Origin of the sequence: Sphingomonas sp. 2R-10 (assembly GCF_030062225.1) — a bacterium.
Classification (GTDB): domain Bacteria; phylum Pseudomonadota; class Alphaproteobacteria; order Sphingomonadales; family Sphingomonadaceae; genus Sphingomonas.
Map to the genome: position 1 here is coordinate 56,303 of NZ_JASCXF010000012.1, position 16,529 is coordinate 72,831.

General features: G+C 68.8%; 13 protein-coding genes. 10 read left to right on the forward strand and 3 right to left on the reverse strand.

What is annotated here, in order from left to right; all coding sequences use genetic code 11:
• Nucleotides 1–154 precede the first annotated feature (154 nt).
• Nucleotides 155–733: a YkgJ family cysteine cluster protein gene (locus QLH51_RS07435; protein ID WP_125655753.1), complete on the reverse strand. Its 579-nt coding sequence runs from the start codon at nucleotides 731–733 to the stop codon at nucleotides 155–157.
• A 92-nt stretch (nucleotides 734–825) separates the two neighbouring features.
• Here QLH51_RS07435 and QLH51_RS07440 point away from each other — a divergent pair, with 92 nt between their 5' ends.
• From QLH51_RS07440 to cobA, 7 genes are all read left to right on the forward strand, one after another.
• Nucleotides 826–1,407 carry an ANTAR domain-containing response regulator gene (locus tag QLH51_RS07440; RefSeq protein ID WP_125655751.1) on the forward strand — a complete coding sequence of 194 codons (582 nt, stop codon included), beginning with the start codon at nucleotides 826–828 and terminating at the stop codon, nucleotides 1,405–1,407.
• Nucleotides 1,404–2,615 (forward strand): ABC transporter substrate-binding protein, encoded by a 1,212-nt coding sequence (locus QLH51_RS07445; RefSeq protein WP_125655749.1) that lies wholly within the window; start codon nucleotides 1,404–1,406, stop codon nucleotides 2,613–2,615. The genes QLH51_RS07440 and QLH51_RS07445 overlap by 4 nt, the downstream gene beginning before the upstream one ends.
• A 249-nt stretch (nucleotides 2,616–2,864) precedes the next feature.
• A complete protein-coding gene (locus QLH51_RS07450) occupies nucleotides 2,865–4,103 on the forward strand; it encodes a nitrate/nitrite transporter (protein WP_125655747.1) in 1,239 nt (412 codons plus the stop codon).
• An 18-nt stretch (nucleotides 4,104–4,121) separates the two neighbouring features.
• Nucleotides 4,122–6,617, forward strand: coding sequence for a nitrite reductase large subunit NirB (nirB, locus tag QLH51_RS07455; RefSeq protein ID WP_125655745.1), 2,496 nt, complete (start codon nucleotides 4,122–4,124; stop codon nucleotides 6,615–6,617).
• Nucleotides 6,614–6,967, forward strand: coding sequence for a nitrite reductase small subunit NirD (gene nirD / locus QLH51_RS07460; protein WP_125655744.1), 354 nt, complete (start codon nucleotides 6,614–6,616; stop codon nucleotides 6,965–6,967). Before nirB ends, nirD begins: the two co-directional genes overlap by 4 nt.
• A 139-nt stretch (nucleotides 6,968–7,106) precedes the next feature.
• On the forward strand, nucleotides 7,107–9,695 hold the full coding sequence (locus tag QLH51_RS07465; RefSeq protein WP_125655742.1) for a nitrate reductase: 2,589 nt from the start codon (nucleotides 7,107–7,109) through the stop codon (nucleotides 9,693–9,695).
• On the forward strand, nucleotides 9,685–10,464 hold the full coding sequence (gene cobA / locus QLH51_RS07470) for a uroporphyrinogen-III C-methyltransferase (protein ID WP_125655740.1): 780 nt from the start codon (nucleotides 9,685–9,687) through the stop codon (nucleotides 10,462–10,464). Before QLH51_RS07465 ends, cobA begins: the two co-directional genes overlap by 11 nt.
• A gap of 10 nt (nucleotides 10,465–10,474) precedes the next feature.
• On the opposite strand, the gene tagH is transcribed toward cobA, so the two are convergent.
• Both tagH and QLH51_RS07480 read right to left on the reverse strand, forming a co-directional pair.
• A complete protein-coding gene (gene tagH / locus QLH51_RS07475; RefSeq protein ID WP_125655738.1) occupies nucleotides 10,475–11,929 on the reverse strand; it encodes a type VI secretion system-associated FHA domain protein TagH in 1,455 nt (484 codons plus the stop codon).
• Entirely contained in the window at nucleotides 11,926–13,956 is a 2,031-nt protein-coding gene (locus QLH51_RS07480; protein WP_125655736.1) for a type VI secretion system Vgr family protein, read from the reverse strand. Before QLH51_RS07480 ends, tagH begins: the two co-directional genes overlap by 4 nt.
• A 259-nt stretch (nucleotides 13,957–14,215) precedes the next feature.
• Between QLH51_RS07480 and QLH51_RS07485 the strand changes: the two genes are divergently transcribed.
• The 3 genes from QLH51_RS07485 to tssB all read left to right on the forward strand — a co-directional run bounded on the left by QLH51_RS07485 (nucleotide 14,216) and on the right by tssB (nucleotide 16,525).
• Entirely contained in the window at nucleotides 14,216–14,899 is a 684-nt protein-coding gene (locus tag QLH51_RS07485) for an OmpA family protein (RefSeq protein WP_164516090.1), read from the forward strand.
• 23 nt (nucleotides 14,900–14,922) lie between these two features.
• Nucleotides 14,923–15,915: a type VI secretion system protein TssA gene (locus QLH51_RS07490; protein WP_241217892.1), complete on the forward strand. Its 993-nt coding sequence runs from the start codon at nucleotides 14,923–14,925 to the stop codon at nucleotides 15,913–15,915.
• 73 nt (nucleotides 15,916–15,988) lie between these two features.
• Nucleotides 15,989–16,525, forward strand: coding sequence for a type VI secretion system contractile sheath small subunit (gene tssB, locus QLH51_RS07495; protein ID WP_125655730.1), 537 nt, complete (start codon nucleotides 15,989–15,991; stop codon nucleotides 16,523–16,525).
• Nucleotides 16,526–16,529: the final 4 nt, after the last annotated feature.

Below are 16,529 nucleotides of genomic sequence, written 5' to 3' on the forward strand. Positions count from 1 at the left end.
TCATGTTAGCGCTACTATTTTGTGCGCATATTGAGAACGTTCACTCATCCGGGGTGCGGGGGAGTGTCAAGCGTTACGGACGATCGGATGTGAACATTATCAACCGCTGATGCACGAACGACACATTCCGCGCGGATGGTATCGTTTGCAGCGATCAGCCGGCGGTCGGTGACATCGAGCCGGCGTCGAACACGGCATAGCGTTCGCGCCACGCGGCGACCTCTTCGGCGAGATGGCCGGGCGCCGGCGCGCCCGACAATACCACCTTCGCGACGTCGGCGGCCGGATGCATGAGCATCTTCTCCGCCCCGTCGCTGAACCACACGGGCACCAGCTGCGTGCACAGCGTATCGAGCAGTCGCGCGGCAAGGCCGCTGCGGATCGCGTCGCTGCCCGGCAGCAGCCGGACGAGGATCGACACGCCTTCGAACATGTTGGCCGGACGGTCGACGAAGTTCATCGATACCAGCAGCCCCGACCGGTCTGGGCGGGCGGCATCGGGCAGCGCGGCGACCCGCCGCCATGCGCAGAACCAGGTGCGGCAGATCGTCGGCCGGACGGCATGGATGCCGCACCCCTGCGTAGTCAGGTGCCCGCACGGCACACCGGCCGGCTTGGCGAAATCGGGCGAGTTCACCGTCAACACGGTGCAGCACACCGTACACTCGCCGCATGTCCGCCCGGGCACCAGCGGCCCCAGCAACATGGTTTCGATTTCGGTGTCGCCGGGCATGGATCGGTTCTTGGCTGAAGAAGGAGGTCGCGCGACGCTATACGAGAAGGGGGGCTGGCTGTCGCGCGCGATCGGTTGTAGGCGACTGGTTCGTGAGGATCGCGATCATCGACACCAGCACCACGCGCGCGGCCATCATCGCCGAAGGACTGCGCGAGGCGGGCCTTACCGATCAGGTCGTGATCGATCCGGGAGGCCCGCTGGCGCGCCAGATCGAGGCGTGCGCGCCCGAAGTCGTGCTCATCAACCTCGAAAATCCCAGCCGCGACCTGCTGGAGGATTTCTTCGCCATGTCGCGCGCGCTCGACCGGCCGATCGCGATGTTCGTCGACCAGTCGGACGCGGAGTCCGCGCTGGCGGCGGTCGATGCCGGCGTGTCGGCCTATGTCGTCGACGGCCTCGCCAAGCAGCGGATCAAGCCGGTGCTCGATGTCGCGATCCGCCGGTTCCAGGCGTTCTCGCGGTTGCAGGCCGAACTGGCCGAGGCGCGCACGGCGCTGAGCGATCGCCAGACGATCGACAAGGCCAAGGCGATCCTGATGCGGCGGCGCGGGATCGACGAACCGGCGGCCTATGCGCTGCTGCGCCGCCACGCGATGCAATCGAACCAGCGGATCGCGGAGGTCGCAAACGCGATCGTGACGAGCGACGCGGTGATGGGGGACCTGGCATGAGCACCGAACGCCTGCGCATCGGGTTCCTGCCGCTGGTCGACGCGGCGCTGCCGATCCTCGCGCACGAACTGGGCTTTGCCGAGGCGGAAGGGCTGTCGCTCGACCTCGTGCGCGACGTCACTTGGGCGACGGTGCGCGACCGGCTGCTTTATGGCCATACCGACATGGCGCATATGGTCGCGCCGCTCGCCATCGCGACGGCGCTGGGACGAGACCGGCCCGCGACGCCGATGGCGGTGCCGTTCGTGCTGGGGCTGAACGGCAACGCCATCACCTTTTCGACGGCGCTGGGCGATGCCTGCGGCCTGGGCGATACGCTGGGCGATCCCTACCGGGTCGGGGCGACCCTGCGCGCGGTGGCGGCTGCGCGGGCGGCGGAGGGCAGGCGGCTGCGCTTCGGCGTGGTCCATCGCTATTCCAGCCACAACTATATGCTGCGCTACTGGCTGGCCGGGGTCGGCATCCGCCCGGATGATGACGTCGAGATCGTGGTGACCAGTCCGACCTTCGCCGCCGACGCGCTGGCGGCGGGCGAGGTCGACGGCATCTGCGTCGGCGAGCCGTGGAACTCGATCGCGGTCGATCGCGGCGTCGGGCGGATCGCGCTGGCGACCGCCCAGATCTGGCGGCGCGGCGTCGAAAAGGTGCTGGCGATGCGCGCCGATATCGCCGAGGATCGCGGTGACGCCACGCTTCGCCTCATCCGCGCGCTGCATGCCGCCGCCGAGCATTTCGTCCGCCCCGATACGGCGGATGCCAGCGCGGCGATCCTCGCGCAGCCCCGCTATCTCGACGCGTCGCCCGACGCGATCCAGCGCGCGATCACCGACCGCATCCGGCTGGTGTCCGGCGGCACGCCGATCCACTATCCCGACTTCATGTTCCAGCACCGCGAGGCGGCGAACTTCCCGTGGCGCAGCCAGGCGGCATGGCTGTATGCGCAGATGACGCGGTGGGACGGGCGCGCGTACGACGCGAACGACGCGGCGATCGCCGCCGCGACCTTCCGCCCCGACCTGTACCGCGCGGCGCTGGCCGGATCGGGTGCCGTGTTGCCGGGGGCGTCGTCCAAGCTGGAGGGGGCGCTGGGCGCGCCGATCGGCGCCGGATCGACGCAGGGCAGACTGATGCTGGGCAACGACCGTTTCTTCGACGGGCGTTCGTTCGATCCCGACGACATTGCGGGCTATCTCGCGACAATGCCATGATCCTACGGCAAATTTGCTGCGGTTGCGAAAGGTGCTTGTGCGAACGGCCCGGATAGGGCAGCTTTGCATCAGCCCGGCAATGGAGTCGGGCATGAAATAACGGCGCGACACTCTCCAACGCCGGGGAGGATGCACCGCGGATAGCCGGGCAGCGCCCGGCACTCCGAACAGGCAACGAAGCCGCCAGGACGCACCCGACAGGGTCGCCGTCCTGGCGGCTTTTTTCATTTCCGGCTCAGGGAGGCAGGAATGGCGACGACGTTCTGGCAAGAGACGAAGGATACGGCACCCGACAGCTTCTGGAGCAGCGGGCACAGTCCCACGCTGATCGCGGCGTTCCTGTATTTCGACCTTGCCTTCATGGTGTGGGTGCTGCTGGGTCCGCTGGCACCCGACATCGCCGCGACGCTGGGGCTGACCCCGGCGCAGAAGGGGCTGATGGTCGCGGTGCCGACGCTGGCCGGCGCGGTGCTGCGCGTGGTCAACGGGCTGCTGGTCGACCGGATCGGGCCGAAGCGCTCGGGCGCGATCAGCCAGATCATCGTCATCGTCGGTCTGGCCATCGCATGGGCAATGGGCGTCACCAGCTTTGCCGGCACGCTCGCGCTGGGCGTCATCCTCGGCTTTGCCGGGGCATCGTTCGCGATTGCCCTGCCGCTCGCCAGCCGCTGGTATCCGCCCGAGCATCAGGGCAAGGCGATGGGTCTTGCCGGCATGGGCAATTCGGGCACGGTTCTCGCCGCGCTGTTCGCGCCGGTGCTCGCCAAGCTGTTCGGGTGGAACGCGGTGCTGGGGCTGGCGTGCATCCCGCTGACCCTCGTCTTCTTCGTGTACATGGCGATGGCGAAGGACGCGCCGGACGCGCCGGCGCCCAAGCGGCTGATGGAATATCTGATGCCGCTGCGAGAGGCCGACGCGTGGTGGCTGATGGGCTTCTATGCCGTCACCTTCGGCGGGTTCGTCGGGCTTGCCGCCAGCCTGCCGATCTATTTCACCGACCGGTTCGGGCTGTCGACGATCCATGCCGGCTACGCCACCGCCGCCTGCGTGTTCGCCGGGTCGCTGGTGCGGCCGATGGGTGGCGCGCTGGCCGACAGGGTCGGGGGCGTGAAGGCGCTGACGGTCGTGTTCCTTGCCGCCGCCGCCGCGCTGGCCGGGGTGGCGAGCGCGGATACGATGGAGGTTGCGCTGGCGCTGTTCGTCGCGGCGATGCTGGCGCTGGGCGTCGGCAACGGCGCGGTGTTCCAGCTGGTGCCGCAGCGTTTCGCCGCCGAAATCGGGGTGATGACCGGGCTGGTCGGCATGGCCGGCGGGGTGGGGGGCTTCACCCTCGCCTCCTCGCTCGGCATCGCCAAGCAATGGACCGGCAGCTTCGCCCCGGGCTTCCTGATCTTCGCCACGCTCGCGCTCATCGCCTTTGCCGGGCTGCTGCTGGTCAAGGGCCAGTGGCGGCGCAGCTGGGGCGCGGCCGACGGCGTGCGGATCTGACCTGCGAAGGATATGACGATGAAACAGGAACCTATCCACGCGCCGGACGGCGACACCCGCGAGCACCTGATCGTGATCGGCAACGGCATGGCCGGCTGTCGCGCAGTCGAGGAGTTGCTGGCCCGCGATCCGACACGCTACCGCGTGACGATCTTCGGTGCCGAACCGCTGGTGAACTACAACCGGATCATGCTGTCGCCGGTGCTGGCGGGCGAAAAGACGTTCGACGAGATCGTCATCAACGGGCTCGACTGGTACGCCGACAACGGCATCGCGCTGTTGAGCGGCGACCCGGTCATCGCGATCGACCGGGCGGCGCGGACCGTGACCAGCCGCAGCGGGCTGACGCTGGCCTATGACCGGCTGCTGATCGCCACCGGTTCCGACCCGTTCATCATCCCGGTGCCGGGCAAGGACCTGCCCGGCGTCGTCAGCTTCCGCGACATGCAGGATGTCGAGCATATGCTGGCGGCGGCCGAAGCCGGTCGATCGAAGGGGGGCGGCAGCGCGGTCGTGATCGGTGGCGGGCTGCTCGGGCTGGAGGCGGCGCACGGCCTGTCGCTGCGCGGCATGAACGTCACCGTGCTGCACATCATGCCGACGCTGATGGAACGGCAGCTGGACGAGGCGGCGGGCTGGCTGCTCAAGACCGCGCTGGAGGCACGCGGGCAGACGATCCTGTGCGGCGCCGACACCGCCGAGATCGTCGGCGACGGGCGGGTACAGGCGGTCCGGCTCAAGGACGGGACCGACATTCCCGCCGACCTCGTGGTCATGGCGGTCGGCATCCGCCCCTCGGTCGCGCTGGCCCGGGAGGCTGGGCTCGCCGTGGGTCGCGGCATCCAGATCGACGACCATATGGTCACCAGTGATCCGCATGTCCTCGCGGTCGGCGAATGCGTCGAGCATGACGGGCAGGTCTACGGCCTCGTCGCGCCGCTATGGGACATGTGCCGCGCGCTGGCCGACGGACTGGTCGAGGCGCCGACCGGCTATCGTCCCGCGCCGACCTCGACCAAGCTGAAGGTCGCCGGGCTGGACGTGTTTTCCGCCGGCGACTTTTCGGGCGGCGACGGGGCGGAGGACATCGTGCTGCGCGATGCCAGCCGCGGCATCTACAAGCGCGTCGTGGTGAAGGGCGACCGGATCGTCGGCGCGGTCCTCTATGGCGATACCGCCGACGGAAACTGGTATTTCGACCTGCTCAGGCGCGGCGAGAGCGTCGCGGACATCCGCGATGCGCTGATCTTCGGCCAGGCCTTCGCCTCGGGAGGGGGGCAGGCGGACCCTAGGGCGGCCGTTGCGGCGCTTTCCGACGGAGCGGAAATCTGCGGCTGCAACGGCGTCACCAAGGGCAAGGTGCTGGCGTGCATCGATGGCGGGGCGCACAGCCTCGACGCGGTCCGCTCGGGCTGCAAGGCGTCGGCGAGCTGCGGCTCGTGCACCGGCATCGTCGAAAGCCTGCTCGCGCTGCGGCTCGGCGGCGAGGTCGAGGCCGGGCCGAAGACGATATGCAAATGCACGAGCTTCGGCCACGACGACGTCCGGCGGGAGATCGTCGCGCAGGGGATGCGCGCGATCCCCGAAGTGATGCACAGGCTGCACTGGTCGACGCCGGACGGATGTTCGTCGTGCCGCCCGGCGCTCAACTACTATCTGCTGTGCGCCTTGCCGGGCGATTACGTCGACGACCAGCAGAGCCGCTTCGTCAACGAGCGGATGCATGCCAACATCCAGAAGGACGGTACCTATTCGGTCGTCCCGCGGATGTGGGGCGGGATCACCAGCCCGAAGGAGCTGCGCGCGATCGCCGACGTGGTCGAGAAGTTCGATGCGCCGATGGTCAAGGTCACCGGCGGCCAGCGGCTCGACATCTTTGGGATCAGGAAGGAGGATCTGCCCGCCGTCTGGGCCGACCTGAACGCCGCCGGGATGGTCTCGGGTCACGCCTATGGCAAGTCGCTGCGGACGGTGAAGACCTGCGTCGGCAGCGAATGGTGCCGTTTCGGCACGCAGGATTCGACCGGGCTGGGCGTCAGGATCGAGCGTGCCACGTGGGGATCGTGGATGCCGCACAAGTTCAAGATCGCGGTGTCGGGCTGCCCCCGCAACTGCGCCGAGGCGACGATCAAGGACTTCGGCATCGTCTGCGTCGACAGCGGCTACGAACTGCACGTCGGCGGCAATGGCGGGATCAAGGTCCGCGCCACCGACCTGCTGTGCAAGGTCGCGACCGAGGCGGAGGTGATGGAGATGTGCGCCGCCTTCATCCAGCTCTACCGCGAGGAGGCGCGCTATCTGGAGCGCACCGCGCCGTGGATCGAGCGGGTCGGGCTGGCCCATGTCCAGTCGCGGCTGCTGCCCGATGCCGACGAACGCGCCGCGCTGGCGGCACGCTTCCGGTTCTCGCAGCAATTCTGTCAGGACGATCCGTGGGCGGCGCGCGTCGCCGGTGCGGAACGCGAACACCATGCGCCGATGGCGCGCTTCCAGCCTGTGGGAGAAATCGCATGACCCTCAATCTTCTGGCGGGCGAATGGCTCGATATCGGCTGGGTCGAGGAGATACCGCTACGCGGCAGCCGGACGGTGCAGGTCGATGGTGGCGACGACATCGCGGTGTTCCGTACCGGCGAGGGGAAGGTGTTCGCGCTGCGCGACCGTTGCCCGCACAAGCATGGCAAGTTGAGCCAGGGGATCGTCCATGGCGGTGCGGTGGCGTGCCCGCTGCACAACTGGCGGATCAGCCTGTCGACCGGTGAGGCGCTCGGCGAGGATCGGGGTTGCACCCCGACGGTGCCGGTGAAGGTCAGCGGCGGGCGGGTGCTGATCTGCCGCGCCTCGACCTTGCAGGCTGCAGCGTGAATATCCTCCCCGACACGGGGAGGGGGACCGCCGCGAAGCGGTGGTGGAGGGGGGCTTCCTCCACCGCAACTGCTGCGATCGGCGAGATCCCCCTCCACCATCCTGCGGATGGTCTCCCTCCCCGTGCCGGAGAGGATGCATGACTATAAGGACCACTTGCGCCTATTGCGGCGTCGGCTGTGGCATCCTCGCCACGGCCACCGGCGAGCGCAGCGTCCGGATCGAGGGCGACCCCGACCACCCCGCCAATCGGGGACGGTTATGTTCGAAGGGCACATATCTCGGCGAGACGGTCGGCCTCGAAGGACGCCTGCTCCACCCGATGATCGGCAAGCGCCGCGCGTCGTGGGACAAGGCGCTCGACCTCGTCGCGCGGCGGTTTCGCGAGACGATCGCCCGTCACGGACCGAACAGCGTCGCCTTCTACGTCTCCGGCCAGTTGCTGACCGAGGATTACTACGTCGCCAACAAGCTGATGAAGGGCTTCATCGGCAGCGCCAACATCGACACCAATTCGCGACTGTGCATGTCGAGCGCGGTGGCCGGACATATGCGCGCGTTCGGCGAGGATGTCGTGCCCGCCAGCTATGACGACCTCGACGCCGCCGACCTGATCGTACTGGTCGGCAGCAACACCGCGTGGTGCCACCCGATCGTCTATCAACGCATCCGCGCGCGGTGCGAAGCGGGCGCGAAGCTGGTCGTGATCGACCCGCGCCGCACCGAGACCGCCGACGAGGCGGACCTGCACCTCGCGATCCGGCCCGGAAGCGATGTCGCGCTGATGAACGGGCTGCTGGCATGGTGTCGGGAGGCGGGCGCGCTCGACGCCACGTTCCTTGACCGTAACGTAGCGGGGCCCGACGACTTCTGGGAGCGGACCGGCGCGGGCAGCGACCTGTGGTCGGTCGCACGGACCTGCGACGTGCCCGCCGCCGACCTGCGACGCTTCTACGAACTGTTCGCCGCCACGCCGCGCACCGTGACGATGTTCAGCCAGGGCGTGAACCAGTCGCTGTCCGGCACCGATCAGGTCAACGCGATCCTCAACGTCCACCTCGCCACCGGCCGTATCGGCAAACCCGGCGCACAGCCCTTCTCGATCACCGGACAGCCCAACGCGATGGGCGGCCGCGAGGTGGGCGGGCTCGCTTCGACGCTGGCCGCGCACATGGACTTCGCCGAGGAAAACCGGGCGCGCGTGCAGCGCTTCTGGGCATCGCCGACGATCGCGGCGAAGCCGGGGCTGAAGGCGGTCGACCTGTTCCGCGCGGTGGGGGAAGGGCGGATCAAGGCGCTGTGGGTCATGGCGACCAACCCGGCCGTGTCGATGCCCGATGCCGGGCGCGTGCGCGAGGCGCTGGCGGCGTGTCCGTTCGTGGTGGTCAGCGACGTGATCGCGGACACCGATACCTCCGCCCACGCCCATGTCCGCCTGCCCGCCGCGGCGTGGGGGGAGAAGGACGGGACCGTCACCAATTCCGACCGCACGGTCAGCCGCCAGCGCAGCATCCTGCCGCTGCCCGGCGAGGCGAAACCCGACTGGTGGATCGTCAAGGAAGTCGCCCGTCGCATGGGGTGGAAGACCCCGTTCAGCTATGACCGACCCGCCGATATCTGGCGCGAGCATGTCAGGCTGTCGACCTATCAGAACGATGGCGCGCGGCTGTTCTCGCTCGCCGGGCGGGGCGGCGGCGGAAATGCCGATTATGACGCGATGGTCCCGTTCCGCTGGGGCGGTACGCCGTTCGCCGATGGCCGCTTCCCGACGCCCGATGGCCGCGCGCGGCTGGTGCCGGTCGTGCAGAAGCCGATCGCCGCGCCGCTGAAGGACTGGCCGCTGACGCTCAACACCGGGCGCTATCGCGACCAGTGGCACAGCATGACGCGCACCGGCCTCGCGCCGAAACTCGCCCGGCACCGCGAGGAACCGCTGGTCGAGGTGCATCCCGACGATGCTGCGCGGCTGGGGATCGTCGCCGGCGGCCTCGCGCGGGTCGCGACGCCGCAGGGCGAGAGCCTTTACCGGGCGCAGGTGACCGACGCACAGCGTCCGGGCGAACTGTTCACCCCGATCCACTGGACCGATCGCACGTCGAGCGGCGGCCGCACCGGCCTGCTCCCGCGTCCGCTGGCCGATCCGATTTCGGGCCAGCCGGGGTTCAAGGCGACCCCCGCCAGCATCGCGGCGGTGGCGACACGCTGGCGCGGGTTCCTGATCGTCGCGGGCGAGCCCGGACGCCGTCCGGATTGCCTGTGGACGACGCGCGTCGCCGTCCCGTCGGGCAGCCTGTGGGAACTCGCCGGCGACAGCGATCCGTTGCGGCTCGACGCCTGCCTGCCACCCGGCGAGCGGATCGAGGCGGTCGACCATGCGCGCGGCACCCGTCGCGTCGCGGTGCTGGCCGGTGGCCGGTTGGTCGCGGCGCTGTTCCTGACCGAACGGGGCGTACTGCCGACCCGCGACTGGCTGATCGCGCAGCTGAGCGCGCCGCAGGTGGCGCCGACGGTGCTCGCCGGACGCGCGCCGGGGGCGCAGGCCGATCGTGGGCCGATTGTCTGCGCCTGTTTCGACATCGGGCTGCGCACGATCGTCGCGACGATCCATGACCAGCGCCTGACCGATGTCGCCGCGATCGGTACGGCGATCGGCGCCGGAACGAATTGCGGGTCGTGCCGCCCGGCACTGGCCCGTCTGCTTGCCCAGGAGAAGACCGATGCCGCATGACGATTTCCCCGCCGGCAGCGTATGGCTGGTCGGCGCGGGCCCCGGCGATCCCGACCTGCTGACCCGCAAGGCGCTGCGCCTGATGGAAGCGGCCGACATCGTCTTCTACGATGCGCTGGTCGGTCCCGGCATCCTCGACCTGATCCCGACGCGCGCCGAACGGGTCAGCGTCGGCAAGCGGTCCGGCCGCCATTCGCGCGATCAGGGGACGATCGACGCGCTGATCGTCGCGGCGGCGGCGACCGGCCAGCGCGTCGTCCGGCTGAAGGGCGGCGACCCGGCGGTCTTCGGCAGAACCGCGGAGGAAGTCGCCGCATGCCACGCCGCGGGCATTCCCGTCCGTATCTGTCCCGGCATCACTGCCGCCAGTGCCGCGGTCGCCGCTGCGGGCACAAGCCTGACGCTGCGCGGCGTCGCCCGGCGGCTGACGCTGGTGACCGCGCACGCACAGGCCGGCGTGCCGCTCGTCCTCGACTGGCAGGCACTGGCCGATCCGCAAGCGACGCTCGGCATCTATATGGGGCGGACCGCGGCGGCGACGGTGACGCAGCAGTTGCTGGCAGCCGGGCGCGACGCCGATACGCCGGTGCTGGTGGTGGTCAACGCCTCGCTGCCCGACGAACGGATCATCCGTGGCCGGCTGTCCTCGCTGGCATTCCTGGTCGAGGCGATCAGCGCGAGCGACCCCGCGATCCTGATCGTGGGCGAAGCGGTCGGCACCGCATCGATCGCGGCGCCGGTCCGGCAGCGCGAGGCGGCACGGCCCTGACGCTGCGGCGTCAGCGTGGCGAGCGCGCCTGCCCGTTATACGCCTCGCGAAATTCCTTGGCGAACATGTCGAGGAACGCTTCGTCCGATCCCTGCGCGACGCCGCCGAACTCGCGTTCATAGGCCTGCCACAGCGCGGCATCGCGCGCGGAGGGCAACACGCGCTCCAGCACGCCGCCCGCCTTTGCCCGGGCCCGGATCGCGGACGGGGCGAAGCGTTCCAGCGTGTTGCGCAACGCCCCCTGCATCGCGCGCAGCGTCGCCATCTGGTGCGATTGCAGGTCTTGGAACGCATCCTCGACCGCGCGGTCGGGCGGCATGAAACCCGGTTGCGGCGCGCCCAGCAGCATCGCCAGCGCATCGTCTGGGGTCCGCGCGAACTTCAGCGGGTTGTGTCCGTCGGGGCTGAACGCCGTCGCTTCCGCGCCCAGCTGCGCCTTGGCCCGTGCCCGCGCCTCCAGCATCACGACCAGCCCGGCGACCAGCCGCCGGAACAGCAGCGCGCCGCGTTCGGCCGCGTCGTCGTCCAGTCGGTCAGGATCGATGCCGAGCGCCTGCACGAACGCGTCGGAGGGTGCCGGTGCCGGCGCGCAGGTCGTGGTCCGCGACGGCGGTGCGGGCGCGACCTGCGGCGGCGCAGGCGCAGGCGCTGGCGGGGACAGGCCCAGCGGATCGCGCGGAGGCTCGACCGGCTGGCCGAAACCGCCCCGTGCCCAGTCGACGACATTTCCCTCGGCGATGCGGCCCCACAGGTCGTCGGGCGACGGCGCCGCCGGACGATCCGGCGCGGCGCTCGACCACGCGGACGCCGGATCGGGTGGCGGCGTCGCGCTGTCCCATGTCGATACGACCGGCGCGGCGGCGGTAGCGGGAGCGGCCCAGCCCGAAGCATTGTCCTGCCGCACGTCGGCGCTTGCCGCGCGATCCCATCCGGCCGCGGCGCGATGCGCTTCGGGTCGGGCGAGAGACGGTCCGGTCTGCGGCTGCCATCCGCTGCTTCCCGACCGGCCCGCGGACGGCGGCGGTCCCCAGCCCGAACTTGCGCTGCCCGACGCTGCCGCGCCCGACGCTGCTGCCGGGTTCCAGCCATCGTCCGTTGCCGGTGCAGCGGTCGGTTCGGTGTTCCAGCCGCGCCAGTTCGTCGTCCCGCCGCCCGCTGCTTCGACATTGGCCACGATCGTGAACGGGCCCGCGGTGAACCGGTCCCCGTCGCATACCACATGATCCGGCGTTACCCGCTGGCCGGTGTCAGCCAAGAAGGTGCCGTTGGTACTGCGATCGGTCAGGCGATAGTCGCTGCCGTCGAAGCGGATTTCGAAATGGCGCGACGACAGGTGCCGCGTCGGGTCGGGCAACACCCAGTCGCAGCCATCGGCACGCCCGATCGTCGCCGTCCGCCGGTCGACTTCGAGGCTGCCGGACGTACCGCCCGCCGGGCCACCGACGATCGACAGGCGCAACGTCATTCGCCGCTGGCTCCCGCCGCCGGGCCGAGGTTCGCCGGCCCGCCGAACGCGTTGCCGTCCAGACCTTCGGGATTGATGTTGGTCTGGCCGCCGTTCAGTAGCAGCGTCGCCTTGCCGTTGATCGCCGTTGCTTCGCCCGCATTGATGACGGCGGTCTGGTTCGCCTGAATCTCGACGGTCGGCGACTGGATCGAAATGCTGTTTGGCCCGATCGTGATCTGCGAATTCTGCACCCGGATGGTGATCGACGTCTTCGACTCGATCGACAGTGCGCCATCGACCAGCAGTGAATCGGTGCCGATGACATGGGTCTGGCGCTTGCCCTTGATCGTATTGGTGCTGTCGCGACCGACGGTGTTCGTATCGTCGCGCCCGATGTTCGTCGTGCGGTCCAGCCCGACGCGGCGATCCTGATTATGGCCGACATGGCGCGATTCGTCGAAGCGGACGCGGCTGTTCATGTCGCGCTCGGCGTGGATGAACATCTCTTCCTGTCCGCCCTTGTCCTCGAACCGGATTTCGTTCGAGGTACGGGTCTGTCCGCTATCCAGCGCTTCCGTCTCGGGATATTCACCCGATGCGCCGTAGGTGAGGGTGCGCCAGACCGCGCGGGTCTTGTTGGCCGGCAGGTCGTATACCGGCATGTGCGACCGGTTGAAGACGCGGCCCATCACGATCGGCCGGTCGGGATCGCCGTCGAGGAAGTCGACCAGCACCTCGTGCCCGACGCGCGGCAGGATCACGTTGCCCAGGCCCCCGGTCTGCGACACCCGGACCCAGCAGGTCGAGCGTTCGCCCGGCGTGTCGGCGCGGTCCCACGGGAAGCGGATCTTCACCCGGCCATATTCGTCGGTATAGATCGTCTCGCCGGTCGGGCCGGTGACGAGCGCGGTCTCCAGCCCCTGCGCGCGGGGGCGCGCCGTCTGCGGCGGCGACTGGAACACCGTGTCGGCGGGCACCGCCTCGAACTTCACGTTATAGGGTTGTTCGTCCTCCTGCTCGCCCGAACGATAGGCTTCGGCGGCGATCGAATGCGTCGCCGCGATCACCATGTACGATCCGTTCAACCGGTCGGCGGGATGATCGGCGACGTCCAGCCGCTGGCCGGTGGTGATGCCCGATGCCTGGCTGGTGCCGGTGAAGACGCGGCGGTTGGCACGCTGCGCATCCAGCAGCGTCTGCCCCCGTTCGCGCCCGGTCTGTTCCTGATCGCCGCGCCCGGTCTTCTCGCGGGTATAGCGGCCCGGATAGACGAAGATCTCGCGGTCGTCGCGCGGATGGCCGCCCTGTCCGATCGATTCGCTGGCCAGCGGCTGGTCGGGCGATTCGAAATCGAAGTCGCGAACCGTCACCCGCGCCTGTCCGCTCGACGCGACCTTCTCGACCCAGGTTTGCAGGATGTCGCGCGGCGCGTCGAAGCGGCTCTTCGAATTGGCGGTGAACACCGACATCGCGTTGGCGTTGAAGCGCAACTGCGGCGGGTTGCCGGGCTGGTGCGACGCCGGCCCTTCGCACAGCACCATCACGTGCCGGTCGGCATCGTGGCGGAAGAAATAGTAGATGCCTTCCTCTTCCATCAGCCGCGACACGAAATCGAAGTCGCTCTCGCGATACTGGACGGTATAGCCGCGGGTCACGCGCGGCTTCGACAGGCGGGTATAGTCCACGTCCTGCACCCCGGCCCCCTCGATCACCGTCTGGATGATCTCGACCGCGGTCTTGTCCTGAAAGATCGCCATCTGGCGGTTCTGCGCCAGATAATAGGTCCATGGCTCGATCGTCAGCCGGTAGTGATGGCCGTCGGGCTTTTCCTCGACATATTCGCCGGCGGTCACCAGCCCGTGGAAGCGGCGGAGCAGTTCGCCGTCCTCCAGCACCGCCAGCCCGGCAGGCTTGCCGAGATGGGGATAGAGGTCGAGTTCGAGCGGCGAGATGATCGTCGCCTGTACCACGAAGGGACGGCCGAGCCGCTCCTCGCTCTCGATCCGTTGCAATACGACCTGTTCGTCACCGACGTCGATCGACATCTGGGTGAGCCGTTGCCCTGCATCCGCCACCGGTTACTCCTGTGTGCGACAGCCTGCGATCCGCGGCTGAACTGCCTAGTCCTCGCCCGCGAACCTACCGGCCGTCCCGATCCCGTACAATGCCTTGGAAAACGAAACGGTCGTTTCGGGATTGTGATCCATCGCGAATCGCGGCTAGAATGTGGCAACGGGCGGGGGCCTAATCGTATCGGAACCGGAAGGGGACGAGACTATGACGCTACGCATCGCAATGGTTTCCATGGCTGCCTTGATCGCGACTCCGGCCATCGCCGGGCAGGCGCCGGCCGCACGGACGCCCACCGTCGAGGGATATCTCTGCACCTTCGCCGGCAAATGCGACGGTTCCACCACCGACCGCATCACCCGCGACGCGCCGGATACCCGCGGTTTCCGCCTCGCCCGCCCGGGCGAGGGATCGGACGCCGCCCCGGCGACGCAGGCACCGGTCGCGCGTACCCAGCGCCGCGCGACGCGCAGCGCCGCGGTCGCCGAACGCGCCGGCCGGACCAGCCGCAGCGTCGGCACGCGCGGCTATGCCGCCGCCGCCCCGACCGCCAATCCGGGATCAGCCGGTCCGCAAACGGGACGCCGTGCCGACCTGATGATCGGGTTCGAACTCAATTCCGACCGGCTGACCCCGGCGGGCGAGGCGTCGGCACGGGTCTTTGCCCAGTCGCTGCTGATGCCTGAACTGCGCGGCAGCCGCTTCCTGATCGAGGGGCATACCGACGAGCGCGGCGGGCGGGGCATCAACGTGCCGCTGTCCGTCCGCCGGGCGCAGCGGGTCGCCGACTATCTGATCGCGCAGGGTGTCGAGCCGCGCCGGCTGCAGACGCGGGGCTTCGGCTCGGCGCAACCGCTGCCGGGACGAAGTGCCTCCAGCCCCGCGAACCGGCGGGTCGAAGCCGAGCTGATTTCCTGATCGCGCCGGCAGCGGCCGTGACCATGATCGACCGGGAAACCCTGTTGCAGCCGGTGTCGGACGAGGCGCCGGCCGGCCCGGACCTGTCGTACGATTCGTCGCGCGAGACGATCGAGCAGGCTTTCTCCGGCCCGGCCGACGAGGTCGACTGGGATGCGACCGTGCGCGCCATCGTCGAACAGATGGAGCGGACCCGCGATCTGTGGCTGGCGGTCTATCTTGCCCGCGCCGGCGCGCGCGCCGGTCGGCTCGACGTGGTCGGCGACGCGTTCGACCTGCTCGCCGGTTATCTCGAGCGTTTCTGGGACAGCTCGCATCCCTCGCTGGAGGAATATGGGATCGAGGGTCGCCGCGGCGCGTGTGAATCGCTCGTGCGGATCGGCGAGTTCCTGGCGCCGCTGCGGCGCGTGCCGCTGATCGACCACCCGCGGCTCGGTAGTTTCTCGGGCGGGGATTTCGAACGCTTCGCTGCCGAAGGGGCTTCCGCGGAAGGCTATGGCCAGTTTCGCGCGGCGCTGGCCGATACCCCGGTCGACGTCATCGCGCGGGAGCGCGACCAGTTGCAACAGATACGCGCCGCGATCCTGCGCAGCGATCGCGTGCTGTCGGATCAGGCCGAACTGGTCGGGCAGACCGGCACCAATTTCGCCGCGACCTATGACACGATCGATTCGATCGTCGCCGCGATGCGGCCGTTCGTCGTAGAACCGGCGACGTCGCAGGACGCCGCCGACGGCACGGCGGATGCGTCGGCGATCGCCGCAGGATCGGCGGGATCGGCGCCGGGCAGGATCGCGTCGCGCGACGATGTGGCGCGGGCAATCGATTCCATCGTCGAATATTATGCGCGAGTCGAACCATCCAGCCCGATTCCGATAGCACTCGTCCGAATCAAGGGGTGGATCACAATGGACTTCGTTTCGATCCTAGATGACATTGCGCCAGGGAGCCGAAACGAGGCCTTGAGCGTATTACGATCCAGAAGCGAAGAGGGCGGCGATTCAGACCTGATGTAAGTACCGGGGCGATATCGAGCTGCCGGTACGGAATTTGGGTTCAGGCCTAAACGGGCGAAAGGGATGCGGATACATGGCGATCAAGAGCGGGCAGCGTTTCATTCGGGAAAACCGCAAGCCCAGGGTGCATATCGAATACGAAGTCGAAACCTATGGCGCGCGCCAGAAGGTCGAGTTGCCGTTCGTGATGGGCGTCATGTCCGACCTGTCGGGCAAGAGCCTGAAGGACAAGAAGGCCGCCGAAGCCCGTGAGTTCGTCGATTTCGACATGGACAATTTCGACCAGCGGATGGAGGCGATCGCCCCGCGCGTCGCGTTCGCCGTCGACAACACGCTGACCGGTGAGGGCAAGCTCAGCGTCGACCTGACGCTCAATTCGATGAACGACTTCTCCCCCGGCCAGATCGCGAAGCGGATCGAGCCGCTCGCCAAGCTGCTCGAAGCGCGGACCCAGCTGGAGGACCTGTTGTCGTACATGGACGGCAAGCACGGCGCGCAGGACCTGCTCGACAAGGTGCTGAACGACCCGGCGCTGTTGAAGGCATTGCTCGCCGAACGTGCCGCGGCACGTACCGACGCCGACGGCACCCCGTCGGCACCCCAGGCCTGAACCC

What these genes read in the sequence shown, in the direction of transcription:
- QLH51_RS07465 (WP_125655742.1), top strand. Translation starts at nt 7,107, where the DNA reads ATGACTATAAGGACCACTTGCGCCTATTGCGGCGTCGGCTGTGGCATC.
- nirB (WP_125655745.1), top strand. Translation starts at nt 4,122, where the DNA reads ATGAAACAGGAACCTATCCACGCGCCGGACGGCGACACCCGCGAGCAC.
- QLH51_RS07445 (WP_125655749.1), top strand. Translation starts at nt 1,404, where the DNA reads ATGAGCACCGAACGCCTGCGCATCGGGTTCCTGCCGCTGGTCGACGCG.
- QLH51_RS07485 (WP_164516090.1), top strand. Translation starts at nt 14,216, where the DNA reads ATGGCTGCCTTGATCGCGACTCCGGCCATCGCCGGGCAGGCGCCGGCC.
- cobA (WP_125655740.1), top strand. Translation starts at nt 9,685, where the DNA reads ATGCCGCATGACGATTTCCCCGCCGGCAGCGTATGGCTGGTCGGCGCG.
- QLH51_RS07490 (WP_241217892.1), top strand. Translation starts at nt 14,923, where the DNA reads ATGATCGACCGGGAAACCCTGTTGCAGCCGGTGTCGGACGAGGCGCCG.
- tagH (WP_125655738.1), bottom strand. Translation starts at nt 11,929, where the DNA reads ATGACGTTGCGCCTGTCGATCGTCGGTGGCCCGGCGGGCGGTACGTCC.
- QLH51_RS07450 (WP_125655747.1), top strand. Translation starts at nt 2,865, where the DNA reads ATGGCGACGACGTTCTGGCAAGAGACGAAGGATACGGCACCCGACAGC.
- QLH51_RS07480 (WP_125655736.1), bottom strand. Translation starts at nt 13,956, where the DNA reads ATGTCGATCGACGTCGGTGACGAACAGGTCGTATTGCAACGGATCGAG.
- tssB (WP_125655730.1), top strand. Translation starts at nt 15,989, where the DNA reads ATGGCGATCAAGAGCGGGCAGCGTTTCATTCGGGAAAACCGCAAGCCC.
- QLH51_RS07435 (WP_125655753.1), bottom strand. Translation starts at nt 733, where the DNA reads ATGCCCGGCGACACCGAAATCGAAACCATGTTGCTGGGGCCGCTGGTG.
- nirD (WP_125655744.1), top strand. Translation starts at nt 6,614, where the DNA reads ATGACCCTCAATCTTCTGGCGGGCGAATGGCTCGATATCGGCTGGGTC.